This window comes from Mycobacterium noviomagense (assembly GCF_010731635.1).
Classification (GTDB): domain Bacteria; phylum Actinomycetota; class Actinomycetes; order Mycobacteriales; family Mycobacteriaceae; genus Mycobacterium; species Mycobacterium noviomagense.
The window spans coordinates 4,359,373-4,380,176 of sequence record NZ_AP022583.1; the positions used below are offsets into that span (position 1 = coordinate 4,359,373).

A 20,804-nucleotide genomic window follows, 5' to 3' on the forward strand; every position below is an offset into this window, starting at 1 on the left:
CGCCGGGTCAGCCCGGGTTGGGCGGCCACACCTGGTGGTGGACTGCTTCCAGCGCGTCGAGAGTGGCCCGGGGAAGGTCGGTGGCGTCTTCGCCGGCCAGCTCCGCGTTGATCTGCTCCGCGAGTTCCCACACTGTGGTGTTGGTGTCCCGCGCCAATCGCGCCAGCAGAACGAACACCTGCTGGTTGCCGATCCCGAAGTGGCGCTTCAGCATTCGCTTGACCCGGTTGACGGCGGCTTGGCTGGCTGGCCGCTCACCATGTCGTGTTCGGTGGAGCAGCCCTGCCGCTGCCTCCCCTGAGGGGTACACGGGCGCCGGATGCACCTCGACATTGGTGAGGTGCAGCAAACCAGCGAGCCGGGTGACGATGGGCTGATCGGTGCACAGCCGGACCTTACGGTTGTGCTGGCGGGCGCATTCGTCCAGCAAGAGCATCTGTTCGTGGCCAATGAATTCCAGCCCTTGAGCGTCGATGTTGACGGTGCGGGCGGCCACCAGCGGCAGGGTGCGCTGCAGGGTGGTGGCGAACAGCTCGTTGCTGGCGTCGTCGACTTCGCCGAACAAAGCGAAGTCAATGCCATCCACGGGTTGGGCGTAGATCCGGAACGTGACCGATCCGCGGCCCACGAATGGGTGCAAGCAGATGAGTTCGGACGCGGCCCGACCGACTCGTGTCGTGTCGTATCCACAGAGTGCGGAGAACGGCAGTACCGCCATCTGCTGATCGACGAGATACTCCAGGGTTGCCAATGCGTCACGCTGGTCGGTAGTACGCGCTACCGGTGTGACATCGGAGACTGCGCGGAAACCGGTGTAGCCGTTGCTGATTGCATCTTCTGCCGCCGCGAGATACTTGTCCACCGCCCGATCGGCGTCGATGACATCGGTGCCCGGATGATAGGGGTAGTACTCGTCTGACGGCAGTACCTCGATGAGGCCGGAATCGAGATGCTCGCGAATCGCCGGCATCGTCGCCAACTCCGAGTAGAGCGTCTCGCGGGTGCCTTCCGCGGCATAGGCGATGCGCTGCTTGTGTCGCAGTCCGACGGTGATGTATTCCGAAGCACGGCAAAGGAACTCCGCCCTATCACGGTAGCCCCAGCCGAGGTGGCCGAACGGAGCCATGCCGGCCGCCGACCGCACCGCACCATGCTGACGCATCAGCCGATGTCCTCCACTCGAAGATAAGCGCGGATCGTCGTTCCGCCGGGCATGGTATGGCTGCGCAGCAAGTCGGCCACGGCGTTCACCACGCCGAGACCTCGTCCGCACGCGCTGTCGCTTTCATATGATCGCCGCCCGGTGAGCGGATCGTCGAGGTAGCCGCCGTCACGTGCTTGGCATACCAGATGACCTTCGTGGCGCCAAAACTCCAGCTGGCATGCTCCGTCGGCATGGTGCAGGCAACTGGCGGCCAATTCGTTGGCGATCAACAGCAGATCGGCAGCGCGGTTCGGGGAAAGGCCGAACCACTGGGCGTAGGTGGCCGCAAACGCTCGAGCGCCGGCGAGGTCAGCCAGCACCGACACGGTGTAGGTGACCGCCGTTGGGCTGCTGGGCAGCGGTTCGTTGTACTGCAGCCACGCGGCTTCGGGCGCGAAGGCGGGGCTGTCTTCCTCGGGCTGTCCGGTGTGCCAGAGCATCGGGTGGGTGGTGCGCGCGTCGGCAAGCGTCTGTGCATCGAGGTGCGTTGCGTCGTAGGGGCACAGGACGGTCATCTCCTGACCGGCGAAGGCGGTGTTGACCAGTGCCTCGTGCTGGACGCATGCCGGGTACTCCGCTTTTGAGCGGGTGGGCCAGATCTGTTCGCCGATCATGCGCACCCGGTGGGGTGCGTGCTCTTCGGCGAAGTGGCTGAGTATCCCGCCCAAGATCCATCCGGGGTTGCGCCCCGCCGTCGTCATGTCGATCATCGTGACGTCGGCAGCGGTGTCGCCAACGGCATCGCGTAGTAGCGCCAGATTGGGTCCGGGGACCGCGACCAGCACGGGTTGGCCGGCTTGCAACCCGTCGGTGATGAAGGGCGCCAGGCAGTCCAGGTATTCCTGGCTGGAGTGGTAGAAGAGGGCCGGATGCGTGAAGGCGCCGCGGTCCACAGTGGTAGTAGTCGTCACGTCAGCGGCTCCCGCGCGGTTGCGGGCCGACGGTGCTGTCGGCCGTCATGGCAGTTCGGCGTTTGCCGGTCACCGGGGACCCCGCGCGGTAACGAAACAACGAGAATGGCCACTGCGCTTGGGCTCCAGGTCCCACGCGCAAAGGCTACCCGTTGCCGCTACCCGATTGTCTAGTCTTCGGCGATAAGCAATTTGGTTAGTCAGAGCTCCAGCAGCACGGTCACCGGGCCGTCGTTGACCAGTTCGACTTGCATATGCGCGCCGAACACCCCTGTCTGCACGTGGGCGCCCAGCCGCTCCAGTGCAGCGGCGAACGCCGTCACCAGGGGCTCGGCGACCGGGCGCGGCGCAGCGGCGTTCCACGATGGTCGCCGGCCCTTTGCGGTATCGGCATAAAGGGTGAACTGGCTGATCACCAATATCGGCGCATCGACGTCGGCCGCAGACTGCTCCTCATCGAGAATGCGCAAGCGCCAAAGCTTTTCGGCGAGCCGCTGAGTGGTGTCGATGTCGTCGCTGTGCGTGACGCCCACGAATGCCAGTAGCCCCTGTTTCGCGGGCCGGATCGCCCCGACCTCCCGGCCGTCGACCGACACCTTTGCCGATGACACCCGCTGCACGAGAACCCGCATGGCCGCGATGCTGCCATCGCGACCGCCGCCGGCCAGCGGCTGGGTACGCTCGCCGTAGTGCATGCGCCCCGGAAGGTGAGGCAGATGTCGGTGCTGGTCGCATTCTCCGTCACTCCCATGGGCGTCGGCGAGGCCGTGGGGGAGATCGTCGCCGAAGCGGTGCGGGTGGTTCGAGAGTCGGGGTTACCGAACAAGACCGACGCGATGTTCACCGAGGTCGAGGGCGACACGTGGGGCGAGGTGATGGCCGTAGTGGAACGCGCCGTGCAAGCCGTGGCCGCACGCGCGCCCAGGGTCAGTGCGGTGATCAAGGCAGATGTTCGGCCCGGGGCCACCGACATGATGATTCGCAAGGTCGAGTCGGTGGAACGTCACCTCTCCCAGCGGTAGGGCTCGGGTCACGCCTCTGCGGCGGCGCGGAACGCCCGCTCGGCGTCGTCACCGCGGACGGCGAACACCACCCGCTCCAGTGAACGGGGCTTGTGCTGTCGCACCTCGTCGACCATCAGCCGCGCCGCGTCCTCGATCGGAAAACTGCCGACGCCGGTGCCGAAGGCCACCAGGGCGAGGGAACGGCAGCCAAGTTCGTCCGCCTTGGTCAGAGTCGAGCGAGTGGCACGCGCGATGATCTCCGCTGACGTCGGCCCGCCGAGCTCCATGGTGGCGGCATGAATGACGTAGCGCGCCGGCATATCGCCGGCGGTGGTCTCCACCGCCTCGCCCAGCCCGATCGGCGCTTTCTCGTTGGATTCGCGCTGCACCGCTGGACCCCCGGCGCGGGCGATGGCGGCAGCGACTCCACCGCCGTGCTTGAGCTGGGTGTTGGCCGCATTGGTGATCGCGTCGACGTCGAGCTTGGTCACGTCAGCTTGCAGTACTTCTAACTCGATCATTGCCACATCTTGCCGCTAGAAGGGCGGCGGTTGGTTGCGTTCGGCGATGTGGGCGTCGTTGAGAGCACGTTCAGCATCGATGCGCCGCGCGCGGTCTTGTTCTCGGGTTCGGCGGCGCACGGGCATCATCAGACCGCGATGGGCAAGAAGTTGCACCGTTGGAGCAGCGGGTAATTCGCCGGTAGGCAGACAAAGCGTCGGAAACAACAAGCGACTGCCTGGATGAGTGGTGTAGGTCTGGCCGGTCGGCGACGTCCACACCACAGTTCCGTCGGGCAACTGTCTATCACGCCAAGCTGTCCAGAATGTCTTGAGCAAGTGGTGTTTTCGACACAGACACTTGAGATTCGATGGGTGGGTCGAGCCACCGGCATGATACGGCACTGTATGGTCCACATCGCAAAACTCAGCGGGCCGATCGCAATTGGGGAACCGACAGGTCATGTCGCGGCAGCGGACGAACCGCTCCAGCGCGGCCGAGGGGCGGTATCCAGCTTCGGGTTTCGACAATTCGCCGGGATGGTGCACTGGTTGCAGCTTGGCGCCGTTGCGGATCAACTCAGCCAGCAGCGCAGGCGGGATTACCCCGCCACTGGTCAGCACCGCCGCCGGCGCATTGACAGTAGGCACGTCGGGTTCGGGATCGGGCGGCCGCACCAAGGGTTCGTCGGGCATGATCGGCCGCGACGCTCGCTCACCCGACAGGTGCTGGTCCGGCTCGGCGCTCACCGCCGATTGGTCGGCGACGACGTGGATTGCTACACCAGATGCCCGTTCGTTCTTTTGATGCGCGGCAGGGCAGTGCGCGTTGCCACAGCCACACGCAAGATGGTCGGCCCCTGCGGCAAGTGCACCCAACGCGTCGGCGCGCCGCTGCGCGATAGTGCGACGGTCGTCGTCGCACACGGCATGGGCCATCTGCATCAACCGCCGATCCAGTACCGCGGCATCGGTGGCATACAGCCGACCCCACATAGCTGTGGTGCCGCCCTGCTGATTCGCCGAGTCGATGACCACGTCACGGCTACGCGCGGTAGCGCGTGTACGCCGCAGCGCACCGGGATCGTACTGGTCCACAATCGCCTCGATGGCCTGCGCGGTCTTGTTCACCGACAGCGGCCCAAATCGCGCGGCATCCTCGGCCAGGGTCTTATCGACCAGCTGCAGCGTCTTGGAGTCTTTGATGAGGTCGGTGTGCCACACCATCGTCGACGCCAACCGGGCATTAATGACGCCGTCCATAAACAATGCGCCCACCCGTGGCAGCCGGTCACGCAACGCCACGGCCAGATACATCTGCCCGGATGCCATGCCGTGGCTGATGCCTTCTGCGGCACCGACCTCGGCGGCTATTGCGTCCCAGTTGTCGCATGACCACCGCCCGCGCTCAGCTGACCCGCCCTCGACCCGGCGGTCGACCAGCTCTGCAATGGCGGCCAGTCGGCGGGCCGACGCGGCCGCCTCCACCCGCGCCCAGCCCGCGATTGCCGTTACCAGCGTCGCGTCATCGGCACCCTTCACCGCCTCCGGATCGGGTAGCGAGTCATCGAACATACGTACGATTCTACTAGACGGCGGAGACAAGTGGACCGCCGAAGACCCCAAGCTGTGGACCAGGATCCAACTGTGGACAAGCCGGTCTCGCCCAACTACCGGACGCACCGGACTACCGCCCGACCGTCGCCTCGTCGCGCGCCAGCGCGCACAGTTGCCAGCGGCCCGGCACACCTTTGAGTTCGTGCTCACCGCGATCGCTGAACCTGCGCCGAGACCCCGTGACGATGTCGCGCACCGTGGCCGACACCAGCACCTCGCTGGGTCCGGCGAGCGCCGCGACACGGGCACAGATGTGCACGGCCAAGCCGGCGACGTCGGCGCCGCGCGCTTCGACTTCACCGGCGTGGATCCCAATCCGCACTTCGATTCCGAGCACACGCACGGCGTCGACGATCGCGTCTGCGCACTCGATGGCGGCACTCGGGCTGGTAAAGGTCGCCACGAATCCATCACCGGCAGTGTTTACTTCGCGACCACCGAACCGGCCGAGCTGGTGGCGGATGATGGTGTCGTGGTTGTCGAGCAGGTCTCGCCACCGGTCGTCGCCGAGTGCAGCGGCGCGCTCTGTCGACGCGACAATGTCGGTGAACACGATCGTGGTCAGCATCCGCTCGGCATCGAAGCCGCCTCGCACGCCGGTGATGAACTCCTCGATTTCCTCGAGCATCGGCGCCGTCTCGCCCACCCAGTACAGGGAATCAGCGCCGGGGAGTTCCACATATTTTGATCCGGCGATCTGCTCGGCGAGGTATCGACCGTGGCCGGCGGGGATGAACTCGACGTCGGCGCGGTGCAGGATCAGCGTCGGTGCCGAGATGCGTACAAGTGTGTCGCGGACGTCGGCCTGCGCAACGATCTCGGTGGCAGCACGGGCCATGCTTGGCGACGCGGCACGGTTGCCGGCCATATCCCACCACGCGCGGAATGCGTCGTCCCGGGCGACGCTAGGCGCCACGATCCCCAAAACGTCAAATCCTTGGTCGACCGCGTCCGGTTCTAGTCCGACCGTGCCAAACTGAGCGGCGTTGTCCGGATCGGCGCCGATCGGATAGTTGGGCGCCCGCAGCACCCGTGCGGCACCGTTGACGATCACCAAGCTGCGCACCCGCTCGGGATAGTCAGCGGCCAGCACTAGTCCGATCATCGCGTTGAAACTCGGCGCGAACACCGCAGCCTGCGTGCAGCCGACCGCGTCCATAACCGCGATCGCATCCTCGGCCCAGAACCGCGGTCCCATCATGTCCAGCGACGGAACGCGCGACGACAGGCCCATGCCGCGCAGGTCGAACCGGATCACCCGGTTGAACGCCGCCAGCCGCCGATGAAAGCGGTACATCGACGGCTCTGCGTCGATCGTGTCGATCGGTATCGACGGCCCGGGCAGCACGAGCAGATCATTCGGCCCATCGCCGAAGACCTGGTAGGCGATGTCCATCTCACCGCACTTCGCGTAGCGGGTCCGGGGGAGCTGCGCCACTGCCACAGGCTAATCAACACAGCGGCTGCGTAATGTCATACCGGTGAGCGCACGCGCAGGCATCGTGGTCACCGGAACCGAGGTCCTGACCGGTCGGGTGCCAGACCGCAACGGCCCCTGGATCGCCGATCGGCTTCTGGAGTTGGGCGTTGAACTGGCGCACATCACGATCTGCGGTGACCGGCGCAGCGACATCAAGGCGCAGCTGAGCTTCATGGCCGACCAGGGTGTGGATCTGATCGTCACCAGCGGCGGGTTGGGGCCGACGGCCGACGATATGACCGTCGAGACCGTGGCGCGCTTCTGCGGACGGGAACTGGTGCTCGACGTCGAACTCGAAGCCCGGATCGCCGCCATCCTCAAATCCCTCAGTTCGGCGTTCACCGACCTCGACTTCGACGCGGTGCGCGCAGCCAACCGCAAACAGGCCCTGGTCCCGGCCGGAGCGCAGGTGATCGACCCGGTGGGAACCGCGCCCGGCGTCGTCGTGCCCGGGACACCGACCGTGCTCGTGCTCCCCGGACCACCGCGCGAGCTGCAACCGATGTGGCGGACCGCGGTGCAGCTGCCCGCCGTCCAGCAGGCGATCGCCGGCCGGACGACGTATCGGCAGGAGACCGTGCGGATGTTCGGCCTTCCCGAGTCGGGGTTGGCCGAGACACTGCGCGAAGCCGAGAAGGACGTTCCGGGTTTCGAGTCGCTGGAGATCACCACCTGCTTGCGGCGCGGCGAGATCGAAATGGTCACCCGCTACGAGCCGGATGCAGCAGACGTATACAAGCAGCTCGTCGAGTTGCTGCGGGAACGCCACGGCCATCACATCTACTCCGAGGACGGCGCGACTGTCGACGAGCAGCTGGCGCAGTTGTTGGCCGGGCGTCGGATCGCGACGGCCGAGTCGTGTACCGCCGGGCTGGTGGCGGCGCGATTGACCGATCGTTCCGGTTCGTCGTCGTACGTCGCCGGCGGAGTTGTCGCCTATGCCAATGAGGCGAAAGTCGCACTACTGGGCGTGGATTCGAGCCTGATCGAGGCCCACGGGGCGGTGTCCGAGCCGGTAGCCGAGGCGATGGCCGAAGGCGCACTGCGAAAGTTCGACGCTGACACCGCGATCGCGACCACCGGAATCGCCGGGCCCGGCGGCGGCACCGACGAAAAGCCGGTCGGGACGGTGTGCTTCAGCGTGAAGCTGGCCGACGGCCCGACAATTACCCGCACGCTCCGGCTGCCCGGCAACCGGGCCGATATCCGCGAGCGCTCGACTACGGTCGCGTTGCATCTGCTGCGCCGAGCGCTCGTTACTGCTATCTGAAAACCTCTGTGGGGCAAGCTGTTTGCGTACCCCCGAAACGGATACCGGTGGCGTCCCGGCCGATGAGCGACAACAATGCGACCGCGCTCAGCACCGGCACAATCGTCACGGCCAGCGCGAACGGGTAGCCGTGGGAGCTGGCCAGGCGTTCCTGGATAGGCAGATTGAACGCGGCCAGCAGATTGCCCAGCTGGTACGTCACACCGGGATAGAGGCCCCGGATGGCGTCCGGCGACATCTCGGTCAGGTGCGCGGGAATGACGCCCCATGCCCCTTGTACGACGACTTGCATCAAAAACGAGCCCAGGCACAACAGCGCGGCGGTGCGCGAGTAGGCGAACAGCGGCACGATAGGCAGCCCAAGAAGCGCGCACCAGACGATGGTGCGGCAGCGGCCGAGCCGCTGGGAGAGCGTACCGAAGGCCATCCCGCCGAGAATGCCGCCGACGCTGTAGATCACGACGATCCACTTGGTCGTCGCGCTGCCCAGCCCGGCTCCGCCGTTGGACGTGGCCGACAGGAAGGTCGGGTAGACGTCTTGGGTGCCGTGGCTCATCCAATTGAACGCGGTCATCAGCAGCACCAAATAGATGAACAGCCGAACCATCTTGACGTCCCGCAGCACGTCGCGAACCTTCGTTTGGCTCAGTCTCATTCGATCCTGCGCGGTCTCCCACACCTCGGATTCGGTCACCCGGTAGCGGATGACGAGGCTGATCAATGCGGGGATGATGCTCAGGCCGAACAGCCAGCGCCACGAGAGGCCCAGCACATTCATCACCAGCAGCGACGCCAGAGTCGCCAGCAGGTAACCGTAGAGGTAGCCCTCCTGCAGCACACCAGAGAAGAAGCCGCGACGCTCGGCGGGAATCTTCTCCATCGCCAGCGCGGCGCCCAGCCCCCATTCACCGCCCATCCCGATGCCGTAGAGCAGCCGCAGGATCACCAGGACAGTGAAATTCGGGGCGAACGCGCACAGGAACCCGATCACCGAGTACAACGTCACGTCCACCATCAGCGGCACTCGCCGGCCCACCCGATCTGCCCACAGCCCGAACAGCAAGGCGCCCACCGGGCGCATCATCAGTGTGGCGGTGGTGATGAACGCGACTTCGGTCTTGCTGTGGTGAAAGGTCTTGGCGATGTCGGCGTATACCAGCACGACGACGAAGTAGTCGAAAGCGTCCATGGTCCAGCCCAGCAGGGCGGCGATGAACGAATTTCGCTGATCGGCGGTAAGCCTTTGGCTTCGGCCGACGTGAGACGAGGCTGTCAAGGTCTAGGCTGCCCCGCCGTACTGCCACACCAAGCTGTGGTTACCGGTCATCGTCGGATTGCACCACATGGTTCGCCCGTTGTCGTCTTGGGTGGTCGCGTGCAGGGTGGGGCAGGGGTCGCCCGGCGAGGGTGCCTGGGCTTGGGCCAGACCGCCGCCGACGGCGAAGGCGATCGGCACAGCGGCTGCGATGGTGGCAAGCCGACGTGTACTCAGGATCGAGCGCCGTGAATCACTTTCGTTCGGCACGGTCCCAGACCTCCATCATCGTGCGCAGGATTTCCTCGGCGCGGCCCAAACCGGCGAGATGGCTTTCGCCGGGCAGGTGGTACAACTCGGCGTCGGGCAGGCTGCTGACGACGTGTTGACCATGCGCGAACGGGACGATGTGGTCGCGGTCGCCGTGCCACCACCGCACCGGCACCTTGACCTGCTCGAGCCGGAATCCCCAATCATGGGCGAACACCACGACGTCGGCGAATGGCGCGGCAAGCTGCTTGCGGCTGCCGTTGAGCAGATCGTCGAGGAACATCGCTTTGAACTCGGGGCGGACCAGTAGGCGTCGATCGGCTTCGGGCGAGATCCGCGCATACAGATACAGCGCGGGCTCGGCGACCGGCCGGATCAAATAGATGAAAGCGATGGCGGCCAACCGGATTGGCAGCCCCACCCGTTCGAGCAGCGGTGCGACCAGCGTCCCCAGCGTCATCACTCCGCCGCGGACCGCGTCGACCCCCCGTGTCGGCGCGACACCACCGAGCACACCGACGGCGACGACACGCTCCGGCATCGCCGCCCCGCAGCCGAGCGCGTAAGGTCCACCGCCGGACAGCCCGACAACCGCCATCTTGTCGATCCCGAGCGTATCGGCCATCGTTCGCAGGTCGTCGGCGAAGGCGACGACGGTGTCGTACTGGTAGGGCGTCGACGAGCCGATTCCGGGTCGGTCGACGCCGATCAGCCGGATGCCGTTGTCCTCGGCGTAGACCCGCGCCTCGGTCGGAATCTGACGGCGCGCGCCCGGCGTGCCGTGCAGCCAGAAGACGGCGCGTCCCTGCGGGTCGCCGAACTCGGCGAATCCGAGTTGACGGTCATCGCCGACGGCGATATTGCCTTCCAGCTTCGGGCGTGCGATTGCGACAACCATGACCAGAGCCTTTCATGCAGGAGGCGCCGTTCGAGCCGACTTTGCTGTGGTCGGTGGCAGCAGGGATGGCTGTCAGCGAGTAATTCCGGTGTGCCCGAGCGAATAGTGGCCCGGCTGCGGCCAAACCGTCAACCCGTGTGGCTCGTTGCCGACCTTGATCGTGTGCAGCAGTGTTCCATCAGTCGTGGACACGACGTAGACGACGTTGTTGTAGCGCCCGGACACCCAGAACTGGGTGCCGTCGGCGGTGAGGTTGCCCATATCGGGGCTGCCGCCGCCGGGCAGGCGCCACAACGCGATCGGGTCACCGGTGTAGGCGTCGAGCACCGAGATCGATCCGTCGGACCGGTTGGTCACGAAAAGCCGGGTGGCGTCGCGGGAGAAAAACAGCCCGTGGGCACCCTTGCCGGTCGGTATGAACCGCAGGACGTGAGTGGCAGCGCCGTCGAGTACCCACACGCCACCGGCGTCGCAGTCGGCGATGTAGTAGACCGAGGCGTCGGGCGCCAGCCGGATGTCCTGCGGTCCCATGTGGGTGTGGCGGGTCGGCATGTCCACCGTGCGCACCATCCTGTGCGCAGTGACGTCGACCACCGCAACCCGCCCCGCAAATTCGCAGCTGAACACCGCGGTGTGTCCGTCGACGGAGAAGTCGGCGTGGTTGATGCCCGCGCAGTCGGGGATGGGTGTCTTGTCGAGCAGCTGCCAGGTTGTCGGGTCGTACCAGACCAGCGAGCGCAGCCGCTCGGCCACCGAGATCGCGAAGCGGCCGTCGGGGGTGAAGTACAGGTTGTAAGGGTCGATGATCGGGATGGTGCGACCGGCCTGCCCGGTGTGCGGGTCGAGCGCCAACATCTGGTTCCCGACGTCGTCGGTGGCATACACGGTGCGCATGTCGTGGGCGGGCACCACGTGCTGGATCTCCCGGCCCACCGGGTATTTGCCCACTACTTCGTAGGTTGCCGGGTCGATCTCCCATACGTCGCCGGAGCGGTTGTGCGGGACATACACCAGCGGGCGATCGGAAGCGACGCCGGGCGCGAAGGTACCGGGCGTCGCGCCGGCGTATACGTTGCGCCGGTCGGCTTGGGCCGGTCGTTGATGGGGTGTTGCCGGCGGCGCAAGCGCCGGCGTGTTCTTTCCTGCGGTGCTCGACAGTGCCGGTGCACCGATCGATCCCGGTCCGCCCGTGCAGCCCGCGGCCAGCACGGCCAAAACCGCCAGTAATGCCAGGACGCGGGAACTCACGGGTTCCCTGACCCGGGTCGCTGCTGGTTCGGCATCCTGCCTTGGGTCCTTTGGGTCGCCGCTAGCCGATTTCACCGTGCTCGGTGATTTCTGCTTATCACCCCGTTAGTGTTTCGACTGGCAGATACTCGTATGTCTGAAAACTCGACGGGGCTCACGATGCGAATCATCGATGCCGACGGACACGTCGCCGAAAATCCCTCCCTTGCGGTAGAAGCGATCAAGCGCTGGCCGCAATATGTGCATCCCAGCGACGACGGGACGCCGCGGTTGGTGATCGAAGGCCGCAGATACCCCGAAGACCGTGGTCCTGGCGCCGGCTGCCCACCCGAGCATGGGATCAGCAAGGCCGCTGGCATCCACTGCCGGTCCACGAAGGGTGTGTTGACCGACGCCGATCGCGATCACATCGACACCATGGTGCTGTATCCCAGCCTGGGCCTGTGCGCGCCGAGCCTGGAAGATCCGGAGTTCGCCGCCGGGTTCGCGCGACTGTACAACCAGTGGATCGCCGACTACTGCGCGCCGTCGAATGGCCGCCTGCGCGGCGTCGCCGTGACCCCAATTGAACACGGGCAAGTGGCGATCGAGGTCATGCGGGAGGCGAAGGAGCTCGGCTTGGTCGCGACCCTCGTGCCGCCCGCGCTCAAAACCCGCAACCTCGACCATCCCGACCTCGACCCGTTCTACGCTGCGGCCGAAGACCTGGAGATGCCGCTGGGCATTCACGGCGCACCCGGCATTCATCTGCCGAAGATCGGCGTCGACCGCTTCACCAACTACATCCAGGTGCACTGCATCAGCTTCCCGTTCGATCAGATGACGGCGATGACCGCGCTGGTTTCCGGAGGCGTATTCGATCGCCATCCCCGGCTTCGGGTGGCGTTTTTGGAGGCCGGCGTGGGCTGGGTTCCGTTCTTCATCGACCGGCTGCACGAGCATTACGAGAAAAGGGGGAACTGGATCGAGCATGGGTGGCAGCGCGATCCGCAGGAATACGTGCAGGCCGGCAATATTTGGGTGACATGTGAACCGGAGGAGCCGATCCTGCCGGGGGTCATCGACGTGCTCGGTGCGGACTTCATCATGTTCGCCAGCGACTATCCGCACTGGGACGGCGAGTGGCCGGAAAGCACCAAACACCTTCGTACCCGCACCGACATCAGTGAGGATGCGCGCGCAAAAATCGGCGGGTTGAACGCTCAGCGCTTTTACGGCCTCAACTGAACTCAGCGTGCCCGCCATTGCGGTGGTCGCTTCTGCGCGAAGGCGCGCGGACCTTCCTTGGCGTCCTCGCTCGCGAAAACACGGTCACTGTGCCGAGTTTCGTTGTCGTACGCGGATTCCAAGTCGAGCGCCAGCCCCTCGACGGCGGACTGTTTGGTCGCAGACACGGCGAGCGGCGCATTGGCCGCGATGCGCCCGGCGTAGTCGTAGGCGGTGTCCATCAATTGATCGTTTGCCACGACCTTGTTGATCAGTCCCATCGCCAGCGCACGGTCGGCGTCCACCATGTCAGCGGTCAGCAGCAGCTCCATCGCGAATGCATAGGGCATCTGCCGCGGCAGCCGCACCGTGCTGCCGCCGCCGGCGAACAGTCCGCGCTTGGGTTCTAGCACGCCGAACCGTGCATCGGGCACCGCGACGCGAATGTCCGTGCCGCCCAACATCTCCAAGCCGCCCGCGACGCACGTCCCGTTCACCGCTGCGACGATTGGCTTGTGCACCGGGAACCTGTGCAAGACGGCATGGATCGCGTCGGTTTTATCCCATCCGTCGGGTTGCGGTAGGTCACCGGTCAATTCCGGGATGAACTTCTTCAGGTCGGCTCCGGTGCAGAAGTCGCGGCCGACGCCGGTGATAACGGCCACCCATGCGTCGGGGTCGTCACGAAAAGCCGCCCAGGCGCGGGCCAGGTCCCGGAAATGCTCCATGTCGAGCGAGTTACGGGTCTCGGGACGGTTGATCGTGATGGTGACGATATGGGCGTCCCGCGCGTAGTCGATACTCACTGCGTCCCTCAGCTCCGCCGTCGCGATCGTTGCGCGAATCATTGTGTCGCATTTGTGGGGAAGATGGCTCATCGGACGCAGCCGGACAAGGCTCGGGCCGGCGCAGACTGGCGACACAGAGCCCGGTCAACGAAGGAGCCACGCGTGAGCATCTCAACAACCGACAACATCGCCGGTGTCGTGCTTCCCGACACCCCGCTGGTGCGTCAAGTCACCGATTTCATCCGCGAAGCCGAGGACGACTTGTTGTTCGACCATTCCCGCCGCGTTTTTCTTTTCGGCGCACTGCAGGGCCGGCGCCTGGGGCTCGAGCCCGATTTGGAGCTGCTCTACACCGCAGCGATGTTCCACGATCTCGGCTTGACCCCGCGCTACCGGACGTCGATGCTGCGCTTCGAGGTCGACGGCGCCAATGCGGCACGCGACTTCCTGCTTGCACAGGGTGCCGATGAAGCCGACGCCCGCAAGGTGTGGCTCGCTATCGCGCTACACACCGCTCCAGGAGTGCCGCAATTCCTCGAGCCCGAAATCGCTTTGGTGACAGCCGGTGTCGAAACCGATGTGGTCGGTATCGGCCGTGACGAGCTTTCGCCGGAGGACCTTGCTGCTGTCACCGCCGCGCACCCGCGACCCGACTTCAAACGACGCATCCTGCAGGCCTTCACCGATGGCATGAAGCATCGCCCGCGAACCACATTCGGCACCATGAACGCCGACGTGCTGGAACGCTACGACCCGACGTTTCGCGACCGCCCGCCGGCCCGAGCAGCTCGACGATCTGGTCAACCAGTACGGCGATCGCGTAACCACGTGTCGACTCGATGTCACAGATGCAGCCGCCGCACGGAGCGCAGTTGAATTCGGGCGCACCACTTTCGGGCGAGTCGATGTTGTGGTCAACAATCCCGGATATGCGAATTCCGCACCGGTCGAAGAGACTTCCGAGGAAGATTTCCGGGCCCAGGTAGAGGCAAACTTCTTCGGTGTCGTGAACGTCACGAGGGCCGCTCTTCCCCTTCTGCACTGCCAACGCACGGGACACATTGTGCAGATCTCCCCGGTCGGCGGACGCGTCGGCGGGTCGCCGGGCATCGCGGCGTACCAGGCATCGAAGTTCGCGGTGGCCGGCTTCTCGGAGGCACTTGCCGCTGAGGTCGCGCCGCTCGGCATCAAGGTGACCATCGTCGAACCCGGCGCCTTGCGCACCGATCGGGCCGGATCGTCCATGGCAATCGCAGCGGTCGGGCCGGACTACGACGCCACAGTCGGAGCAATGAACCGCCGCCGCGCAGGATTTCACCGCAGCGCACCGGGCGACCCTGTCCGAGCTGCGCGGGCGATCATCGAGGTGGTCACCACCGACAATCCGCCGCGGCGACTGCTGCTTGGCTCCGATGCGCTCGACGCGGCGATACGGAAGTCGCGCGACCAAATCGCCGAAGCGGAACGATGGGCGGAGTTGAGCCGGTCCACCGACTTCTCCGACTGATCCCTGAACCCCAGCAGACAACGAGTGTGGACGGCGCGCGGTACGGGTACAGCTGCAAGCGTGCCCGTTTCTACGCCAGGTCGGCCGGTGATCGACGCGCTCGAGCGCGCCGACGTCCTCGATACACCAGCACAGTCACTCGCCAAAAGGGTGCGCGAACTGCTCGCGGCCGAAAAGCTCAAAGACGCGATCAGCGGAACCTGGCTCGGCCACCCCGTGCACCCCCCGCTGACAGACCTCGTGATCGGTTCATTTCTGTCCGCCTCGGTCTTGGACATCATCGCGCCGCGCGCCGGAGCCCGCGCCGCGCAGCGACTGATCATGTTGGGCATCGCAGCAGCGGTGCCCACCGCGGTTACCGGGTTCAGCGACTGGGCCGACACCGAGCTGTCCGACGAAGGCGTGCGCCGCGTTGGTTTGGTACACGCCCAAGCGAACGTCTCCGCGTTGCTGCTCTACTCTGCATCGCTCATCGCCCGGCGGCGCGGTGCGCGCGCGAGGGGTCGGCTGCTTGCTCTGGCCGGCGCCGGCGTGCTGGGGGGAAGTGGCTACTTGGGCGGGCACATGGCCTACGTGCGTGGTGTCGGCGTCAACCAAACCGCGTTCGACACCGGGCCGCAGGACTGGACCGCCGTGGGAACGGGAGCCGACCTGGCGGACGGCGACGTGCGGTCCGCCGACGCGGACGGCACACCGGTGATGCTGGCCCGGCACGACGGCCGTATCTATGCAATCCACGACCGTTGTGGGCACCGCGGGTGCTTGCTGAGCGACGGTGAGCTCGACGGCCACGTCATCACCTGCCCGTGCCACGGCTCCCAGTTCGACATTCGTGATGGCACGCTTCTTCGCGGGCCGGCGACAGTCAGCCAGCCTGCGCTGGATGCCCGCGACGCCGGCGGCCAGGTCGAGGTACGCAGCGTGACGCGCGGTTAGCGCGAAATGCGAGAGCAGGCGGCAATTTTCGCTGCAGCTCACCTTGCCGCGGTGCGGAACCTGTCGCGGTAGGTCTTGGGTGAGACACCCAGGTGGGCGATGAATACCCGCCTGAGCGTTCCTGGGCTGCCGAAGCCGGCCAGCCGTGCGGTGTCGGCGACGCTGCGGCCGGCGTCGAGTGCGGCCCGCGCAGCGTCAATGCATACCATTTCGACGTAGCGGGCCGGGGTGGTCCCGAGTTCGGCCTGAAACAGCCGGGTCAGCTGCCGCGTACTCAGAGATGCCTGGGCAGCAAGGCTTTTCACGCTATGGTTTGCTCCCGGGTTGGCCGCGATCACATCGGTGAAGACATTGCCGTCGCGCACGAAAAGCGCGTCCGGCTCGACGGCGATATCCGGGAAGGCCCGGGCGATTAACCGGGCATCTCGCCAGTGGTGGTGGCGCGCTTGCCGCTGAGCAGCCCGGCCTGGGCGAGGATGAATGAGCCCGTGCAGATGGAGGCCAGGCGCCGGGTTCGGGCCGGCACGGACTTGACCGCTTCGATCAGCTCCGGATCGATCGGCCGGCCGACCAAATTGTCGCCACCGCCGACCAAAACCGTGTCGGCGGACTGGACCGACGAAACACGTTGTGTTACAACCAAACCTGTTCCAATAGACGTCGTCACATCATGGCCGTCGACCGAGGCGATCTCGATCCGGTAGTTGGCACCGAACCGGTTGGCCTCGACGAAAACCTCGGCTGGGCCGGCGACGTCCAACAGCGTCACACCATCGAAGACGACGATCACCATGACGCGAGGTGTGCCACCGGTATCGGCCACCGAACCATTGTGTCGCACTTTGTGCAGAAAACGCCTCGACGAGCGAAAGGCGGCCGACCCACGTAGCCCGGGCTGGCGAGGACCGCTGCGCTGGATCCGACTGCGTCGATGTAATCTGCATCGCACCGATTATCCGAAGGTCTCAACATCACAGTGATTAGCGGGACTTCGGGGTCGGGCGGCTGAGCGACACCACCACAGAATCGAGGATCCATGGGTGAATTCGATCCGATCAATGGCGAAGCGCAAGTGATTGTCGATGTCGCCGAAGCGGCGATGCACATGTACCGGGCCGCAATCGATTCTTTGTTCTTCCCGGAGGACAAGAAGTTCCAGAAGCGGGCCGACATCGTTTTGTCCGGTCTTCGCAAACTGCGCGCGGCATTAACCGACGCAGCAAGCCACAGCAGGTCGACATCGGCGGTTATCGTGGCGCTCAGCGAAGTCCGGCGACGCTACGACGACCTGATGGCTCGCGCTGCGGCAGCACCGGGATCGAGTTTGGGTCAACAGCTCTATGCCGCACGCCTTCGCGCCAACTTGTCCGCTTCGGAGGTAGCGAACGGCGCCGGGCTTCGGGCGGATCTTCCCGACGCCCTGGAGGCCGGCGCAACGCCAACCGACTCCGAGGCGGAGAAGATTCGGGAACTTATCGCGACACTGCGCGCAATAACCGGCCCCGACGACTTCGAGCAGCCCCAGCCGAGCGAGGCGCAGGTAAACGGCTGGGACGAATCGCTGGCGATCAACGGCGCCGACCAAGAGGCCGAAGCAGCAGCCACCTGAGCTCGGGCGCCGTCGATCGGCGCATCCTTCTAACAATCGGTTTGGTGGCAGCGGATCATGGCGTTATGGCTCGCGACGAGCTCGACCAACTCTACTGGGTGGAACCGGATCGGTTCACGGCCTTGCGCACCAAGTTGTCCTCGGCGGCCAAGCAGCGTGGCGACACCACAGCCGCGAAGCAGTTTTCGCATGCTCGCAGACCGACAACGGCGGCGTGGGTAGTCAATCGGCTCGCGCTTCGCCACCCGGAAGCCAAAGAGCGCCTCGCCGATCTCGGCGACCGCCTGCGCGCAGCACATGCCGCGATGGACGGCGATCTGATCCGTGAGTTGTCGGCGGAGCAGCGCAAGCTCGTCGACGGGCTCGCCCGGAGGGCCTTTGACGCCGCCGGGCTAAAGAACCCGTCGGCGGCAATGCGCGACGACGTCACCGCGACGCTGCAGGCGGCTGTCGCCGACCCTGACGTGACGGAGAAACTGGGCCGGCTGGCCAAGGCGGAAAGCTGGTCTGGCTTCGGCGCTTTCGGAGAGGCAGCGCCACTGGTCGCGGTCGACCGGCGCGACAAGAAAGCACAGCAGCAGTCGGCATCGCCTGCCACGGAGGAGGTGCGCCGCCGGGGCCCCGATGCCGAGCGAGACAAACTGCGTGCGGCGGTCACCGCAGCAGAGCGGGCCAGGACTGAAGCCGACGATGCGTTGTCCGAGCGGCAAGCCGAGCTGGCCGCGGCGCGGCTGCGTCATGATCACGCCCTCAGCCGACTCCGTGAGGCCGAGCGTGAGCTCAGCGCCGCCGAGAACGCCTACGAAGGCCAAGCAAGCCAGCCGCGACGCCGCGAAATTGGTTAAGGAAGCCAAAGCTCGGGTGCAGCGGGTGCAGCGCTAGGGCGTCGCGCGCTGACCCACGCCGGTGGCCACTTCTTTTTCCCGGATCCTGCCGCCAGCCGACGGCTCCAGTGGCGGCGTGTTCATCCCGCCGCGATGCCGCAGCCCGTCGAGGAACTCGCGAATGGCATCCAGCGACGTCTGCGACGGATCCCACTGCAGTTCGCTGCGGGCCCGCGCGGTATCCATGATCGGCAGGCTCAAGGCGAGGTCGACGAGTGTGGGGCTGGCCGGCAGCAGATGCAGCCGCCACGCGGTGGCGACAACTGCCCGGAGAGGACGCAACGGCAGCTTGACCGGCCGTGCGCCGAGAAGCTCGCCAAGGGTATGGGGATCGAGCACCGGATCGGCCGCGACGTTGAACGCACCGTGTACCGGACGGAGCACTGCCAGACGGAAGGCATGAGCGGCATCGACGGAGTGCAGAGCCTGTAGGCGCAGGCCTGGCAGGTCGGGGACGATCGGCAGCAGCGACGGCCGCACCAGCGTGGTGGGCAACAGCGGACCCGCGAACAGGCGGCGCTGCTCGGACGCCGACTCGCGCTTGAAGATGAATCCGGGCCGAAGCCGCACGACCCGCATGTCCGGATACTCGCGTTCGAAAGTGTCGAGCACGCGCTCCAGATATGACTTCTCGCGCCCGTACGCTGCGGTCGGGAGCCCGTGCGTAGGCCAGGACTCGTCGACCGGATGATCTTGGGGCCCAGGGGAGTACGCGCCCACCGACGAGGCGTAGACCAGCGTGCCCACACCGGCACGAGCCACGGCGTCGAAGACGCGGATGCTGCCCAGGACGTTGTTGCGCCAGGTCGCCAGCTCGTCGTGGGTTGGCTGGAATATCCAGGCCAGTTGCACGACGGCGTCAGCGCCGCGGAAATGTGTCTCGAGGTCGTCGTGACAAACGTCAGCCTGAATCCAGGTCGTCTTTGGCGGCTGCCATTGCGGCCGGCGACGGGCGACGCCGACGATGGTGTCGATCTGTTCATCGGCCGCAAGCACCTCCACGAGGCTGGTGCCGATGTTGCCGGTGGCGCCGACAACGACCACTCGCATCCGCTAGTCGCCTTTCGGTGATCTCGGCGCTGTGTACCCGCTGTCGAACTTTCGTACGCGGACGCTGCACCAAAGCCGGGTGCGCAGGGGACGTTTAAAGAGTGCGCATCAGTGCAACGCAGAGTCGAGTAGCCGCCCGCCACGTGGAGGAGGACAGCATGCTGTGGGTTGCGGTAGCGCTCCTCATCACCGGCGTGGTGGTCTTCACCGCCGGGTTCGTGCTCTTCACCAACGGCGTTGGAGTGGCGCCGCACAACCGCACCCAAGGTGATCCCACCGGAGTCAAGCGGGCCGCGTCGCGGGTCTCGTGGGGAGATCTTTTCCGACGCGTTCCCGGCAGTGTCAACGTCATGATCAATAAGCAGGCAGAACGCTCTGAGAAGTTGGCGGCCTCCGGTTCGCTGCTGGTGCTGATCGGCATTGTCGCGTTGGGCGTCGCTGTCCTGGCATTTATCGCGGCACTCCTATAAGTTGCCCGTGCGCCCGGCAGCGGTCGCGATCCGGTCCGCCACGTCGGTTGCGACGGCCAAGGTGCGGGGGTCTTGAGCGGCCGAGTAGCGATCGGCGGTCGGGTCGTAGGTCGCACCGGCAATCGACCCATGGTCGGCGGTGAGCTCGACCACCTCGACCGGCCATTGGTGTTGCTCGAGCAGCGCGGCGAAGGCTCGGCTCGCCGTCACCGGGACCACGGCGTCGTCAACACCGTGTAGCAGCGTGAACGGCGGACGGTCGGAGCCGGCCAGCGCGGGGTCGAGGTCTTCACCGAAGATCGGGTCGGGAACCATGAAGGCGCCGGCAAGGCATACGGTGTGCGCCAGCCGCATACCGAGGTCTCGCGCGTGAATGGTCAACGCTGCCGCTGCGACCGCTCCCATTGACCAGCCGACGAGCACGAGGCCGTTGGCGTCGCCGGCAGAGTTTCGGGCGAACCGCAGCGACTGCAGCAGATCGCTTCGTCCACCGTCTTCGGCGTGCGAGTTCCAGTCGGGGACCACCACGCGAAGGTCGTGCCCGGCAACTAGGTCAGCAAGTGGGCGCATGGCAGCGCGAGCGTTGGTCTGCTGGCCATGCCACATCAAGACGGTGGTCTGTCCCGAATCGCCGAAAAGATCGACCGAACGGCCGGGGGCGTACTCGACGGTCTCCATGCCCCAAGTCGGTCCGCGG

General features: G+C 65.9%; 20 protein-coding genes and 3 pseudogenes. 9 read left to right on the forward strand and 14 right to left on the reverse strand.

The window, feature by feature from the left end:
* Positions 1 to 7 precede the first annotated feature (7 nt).
* The 3 genes from G6N15_RS20630 to dtd all read right to left on the reverse strand — a co-directional run bounded on the left by G6N15_RS20630 (position 8) and on the right by dtd (position 2,747).
* Entirely contained in the window at positions 8 to 1,162 is a 1,155-nt protein-coding gene (locus tag G6N15_RS20630; protein WP_083087021.1) for an MEDS domain-containing protein, read from the reverse strand.
* Complete coding sequence (locus G6N15_RS20635) at positions 1,162 to 2,115, reverse strand: sensor histidine kinase (RefSeq protein ID WP_083087020.1); 954 nt, start codon at positions 2,113 to 2,115, stop codon at positions 1,162 to 1,164. Before G6N15_RS20635 ends, G6N15_RS20630 begins: the two co-directional genes overlap by 1 nt.
* 200 nt (positions 2,116 to 2,315) lie before the next feature.
* Entirely contained in the window at positions 2,316 to 2,747 is a 432-nt protein-coding gene (dtd, locus tag G6N15_RS20640) for a D-aminoacyl-tRNA deacylase (protein WP_083087051.1), read from the reverse strand.
* An 84-nt stretch (positions 2,748 to 2,831) separates the two neighbouring features.
* Here dtd and G6N15_RS20645 point away from each other — a divergent pair, with 84 nt between their 5' ends.
* Positions 2,832 to 3,137 carry an MTH1187 family thiamine-binding protein gene (locus G6N15_RS20645; protein ID WP_083087019.1) on the forward strand — a complete coding sequence of 102 codons (306 nt, stop codon included), beginning with the start codon at positions 2,832 to 2,834 and terminating at the stop codon, positions 3,135 to 3,137.
* An 8-nt stretch (positions 3,138 to 3,145) separates the two neighbouring features.
* Here the strand turns inward: G6N15_RS20645 and G6N15_RS20650 are convergent, their stop codons facing one another.
* From G6N15_RS20650 to G6N15_RS20660, 3 genes are all read right to left on the reverse strand, one after another.
* A complete protein-coding gene (locus tag G6N15_RS20650) occupies positions 3,146 to 3,640 on the reverse strand; it encodes a macro domain-containing protein (protein WP_083087018.1) in 495 nt (164 codons plus the stop codon).
* A 15-nt stretch (positions 3,641 to 3,655) separates the two neighbouring features.
* A complete protein-coding gene (locus G6N15_RS20655; protein WP_083087017.1) occupies positions 3,656 to 5,194 on the reverse strand; it encodes an HNH endonuclease signature motif containing protein in 1,539 nt (512 codons plus the stop codon).
* Between the two features lie 112 nt (positions 5,195 to 5,306).
* Entirely contained in the window at positions 5,307 to 6,674 is a 1,368-nt protein-coding gene (locus tag G6N15_RS20660; protein WP_139797773.1) for an adenylate/guanylate cyclase domain-containing protein, read from the reverse strand.
* A 43-nt stretch (positions 6,675 to 6,717) separates the two neighbouring features.
* Between G6N15_RS20660 and G6N15_RS20665 the strand changes: the two genes are divergently transcribed.
* The gene (locus G6N15_RS20665; RefSeq protein ID WP_456299204.1) at positions 6,718 to 7,986 is read left to right on the forward strand and encodes a competence/damage-inducible protein A; all 1,269 of its coding nucleotides are present in this window, start codon (positions 6,718 to 6,720) and stop codon (positions 7,984 to 7,986) included.
* Here G6N15_RS20665 and G6N15_RS20670 read toward each other — a convergent pair.
* The 4 genes from G6N15_RS20670 to G6N15_RS20685 form a co-directional block, all read right to left on the reverse strand.
* Entirely contained in the window at positions 7,979 to 9,262 is a 1,284-nt protein-coding gene (locus tag G6N15_RS20670; RefSeq protein ID WP_083087015.1) for an MFS transporter, read from the reverse strand. The two genes, G6N15_RS20665 and G6N15_RS20670, sit on opposite strands and share 8 nt — an antisense overlap.
* Positions 9,263 to 9,265: 3 nt before the next feature.
* Positions 9,266 to 9,511, reverse strand: coding sequence for a hypothetical protein (locus G6N15_RS20675; RefSeq protein WP_139797772.1), 246 nt, complete (start codon positions 9,509 to 9,511; stop codon positions 9,266 to 9,268).
* Positions 9,495 to 10,409, reverse strand: coding sequence for an alpha/beta fold hydrolase (locus G6N15_RS20680; RefSeq protein WP_083087014.1), 915 nt, complete (start codon positions 10,407 to 10,409; stop codon positions 9,495 to 9,497). Before G6N15_RS20680 ends, G6N15_RS20675 begins: the two co-directional genes overlap by 17 nt.
* A gap of 72 nt (positions 10,410 to 10,481) precedes the next feature.
* Positions 10,482 to 11,657, reverse strand: coding sequence for a YVTN family beta-propeller repeat protein (locus G6N15_RS20685; RefSeq protein ID WP_083087013.1), 1,176 nt, complete (start codon positions 11,655 to 11,657; stop codon positions 10,482 to 10,484).
* A 159-nt stretch (positions 11,658 to 11,816) separates the two neighbouring features.
* On the opposite strand from G6N15_RS20685, the gene G6N15_RS20690 reads away from it, so the two are divergent.
* Positions 11,817 to 12,884 carry an amidohydrolase family protein gene (locus tag G6N15_RS20690; protein ID WP_083087048.1) on the forward strand — a complete coding sequence of 356 codons (1,068 nt, stop codon included), beginning with the start codon at positions 11,817 to 11,819 and terminating at the stop codon, positions 12,882 to 12,884.
* Between the two features lie 2 nt (positions 12,885 to 12,886).
* Here G6N15_RS20690 and G6N15_RS20695 read toward each other — a convergent pair whose 3' ends face one another.
* Positions 12,887 to 13,669 (reverse strand): enoyl-CoA hydratase/isomerase family protein, encoded by a 783-nt coding sequence (locus G6N15_RS20695; protein WP_083087047.1) that lies wholly within the window; start codon positions 13,667 to 13,669, stop codon positions 12,887 to 12,889.
* Between the two features lie 144 nt (positions 13,670 to 13,813).
* Here G6N15_RS20695 and G6N15_RS20700 point away from each other — a divergent pair.
* From G6N15_RS20700 to G6N15_RS20710, 3 genes and pseudogenes are all read left to right on the forward strand, one after another.
* Positions 13,814 to 14,413, forward strand: a pseudogene (locus G6N15_RS20700) (HD domain-containing protein); the annotation flags it as partial.
* Between the two features lie 34 nt (positions 14,414 to 14,447).
* On the forward strand, positions 14,448 to 15,158 hold the full coding sequence (locus G6N15_RS20705; protein WP_083087011.1) for an SDR family NAD(P)-dependent oxidoreductase: 711 nt from the start codon (positions 14,448 to 14,450) through the stop codon (positions 15,156 to 15,158).
* Between the two features lie 60 nt (positions 15,159 to 15,218).
* On the forward strand, positions 15,219 to 16,094 hold the full coding sequence (locus tag G6N15_RS20710; protein WP_139797771.1) for a Rieske 2Fe-2S domain-containing protein: 876 nt from the start codon (positions 15,219 to 15,221) through the stop codon (positions 16,092 to 16,094).
* A 38-nt stretch (positions 16,095 to 16,132) separates the two neighbouring features.
* Here the strand turns inward: G6N15_RS20710 and G6N15_RS20715 are convergent.
* A pseudogene (locus tag G6N15_RS20715) lies at positions 16,133 to 16,887 on the reverse strand (GlxA family transcriptional regulator).
* A 243-nt stretch (positions 16,888 to 17,130) separates the two neighbouring features.
* Between G6N15_RS20715 and G6N15_RS20720 the strand changes: the two are divergent.
* Positions 17,131 to 17,703, forward strand: a complete 573-nt coding sequence (locus G6N15_RS20720) for a helix-turn-helix domain-containing protein (RefSeq protein WP_083087009.1) — start codon at positions 17,131 to 17,133, stop codon at positions 17,701 to 17,703.
* Between the two features lie 65 nt (positions 17,704 to 17,768).
* Positions 17,769 to 18,585, forward strand: a pseudogene (locus tag G6N15_RS20725) (hypothetical protein).
* Here the strand turns inward: G6N15_RS20725 and G6N15_RS20730 are convergent.
* A complete protein-coding gene (locus tag G6N15_RS20730; RefSeq protein ID WP_083087008.1) occupies positions 18,582 to 19,637 on the reverse strand; it encodes an NAD-dependent epimerase/dehydratase family protein in 1,056 nt (351 codons plus the stop codon). The pseudogene G6N15_RS20725 and the gene G6N15_RS20730 overlap by 4 nt on opposite strands.
* A 101-nt stretch (positions 19,638 to 19,738) precedes the next feature.
* Between G6N15_RS20730 and G6N15_RS20735 the strand changes: the two genes are divergently transcribed.
* Complete coding sequence (locus tag G6N15_RS20735) at positions 19,739 to 20,107, forward strand: hypothetical protein (RefSeq protein ID WP_139797770.1); 369 nt, start codon at positions 19,739 to 19,741, stop codon at positions 20,105 to 20,107.
* Here G6N15_RS20735 and G6N15_RS20740 read toward each other — a convergent pair.
* Positions 20,102 to 20,785 (reverse strand): alpha/beta hydrolase, encoded by a 684-nt coding sequence (locus G6N15_RS20740; RefSeq protein WP_083087006.1) that lies wholly within the window; start codon positions 20,783 to 20,785, stop codon positions 20,102 to 20,104. The two genes, G6N15_RS20735 and G6N15_RS20740, sit on opposite strands and share 6 nt — an antisense overlap.
* Between the last annotated feature and the right edge of the window lie 19 nt (positions 20,786 to 20,804).

Excerpts from the sequence above, each read along its gene's own strand:
- G6N15_RS20630 (WP_083087021.1), bottom strand. The coding sequence starts at position 1,162 with ATGCGTCAGCATGGTGCGGTGCGGTCGGCGGCCGGCATGGCTCCGTTC.
- dtd (WP_083087051.1), bottom strand. The coding sequence starts at position 2,747 with ATGCGGGTTCTCGTGCAGCGGGTGTCATCGGCAAAGGTGTCGGTCGAC.
- G6N15_RS20645 (WP_083087019.1), top strand. The coding sequence starts at position 2,832 with ATGTCGGTGCTGGTCGCATTCTCCGTCACTCCCATGGGCGTCGGCGAG.
- G6N15_RS20650 (WP_083087018.1), bottom strand. The coding sequence starts at position 3,640 with ATGATCGAGTTAGAAGTACTGCAAGCTGACGTGACCAAGCTCGACGTC.
- G6N15_RS20655 (WP_083087017.1), bottom strand. The coding sequence starts at position 5,194 with ATGTTCGATGACTCGCTACCCGATCCGGAGGCGGTGAAGGGTGCCGAT.
- G6N15_RS20680 (WP_083087014.1), bottom strand. The coding sequence starts at position 10,409 with ATGGTTGTCGCAATCGCACGCCCGAAGCTGGAAGGCAATATCGCCGTC.
- G6N15_RS20690 (WP_083087048.1), top strand. The coding sequence starts at position 11,817 with ATGCGAATCATCGATGCCGACGGACACGTCGCCGAAAATCCCTCCCTT.
- G6N15_RS20720 (WP_083087009.1), top strand. The coding sequence starts at position 17,131 with ATGGGTGAATTCGATCCGATCAATGGCGAAGCGCAAGTGATTGTCGAT.
- G6N15_RS20730 (WP_083087008.1), bottom strand. The coding sequence starts at position 19,637 with ATGCGAGTGGTCGTTGTCGGCGCCACCGGCAACATCGGCACCAGCCTC.
- G6N15_RS20740 (WP_083087006.1), bottom strand. The coding sequence starts at position 20,785 with ATGGAGACCGTCGAGTACGCCCCCGGCCGTTCGGTCGATCTTTTCGGC.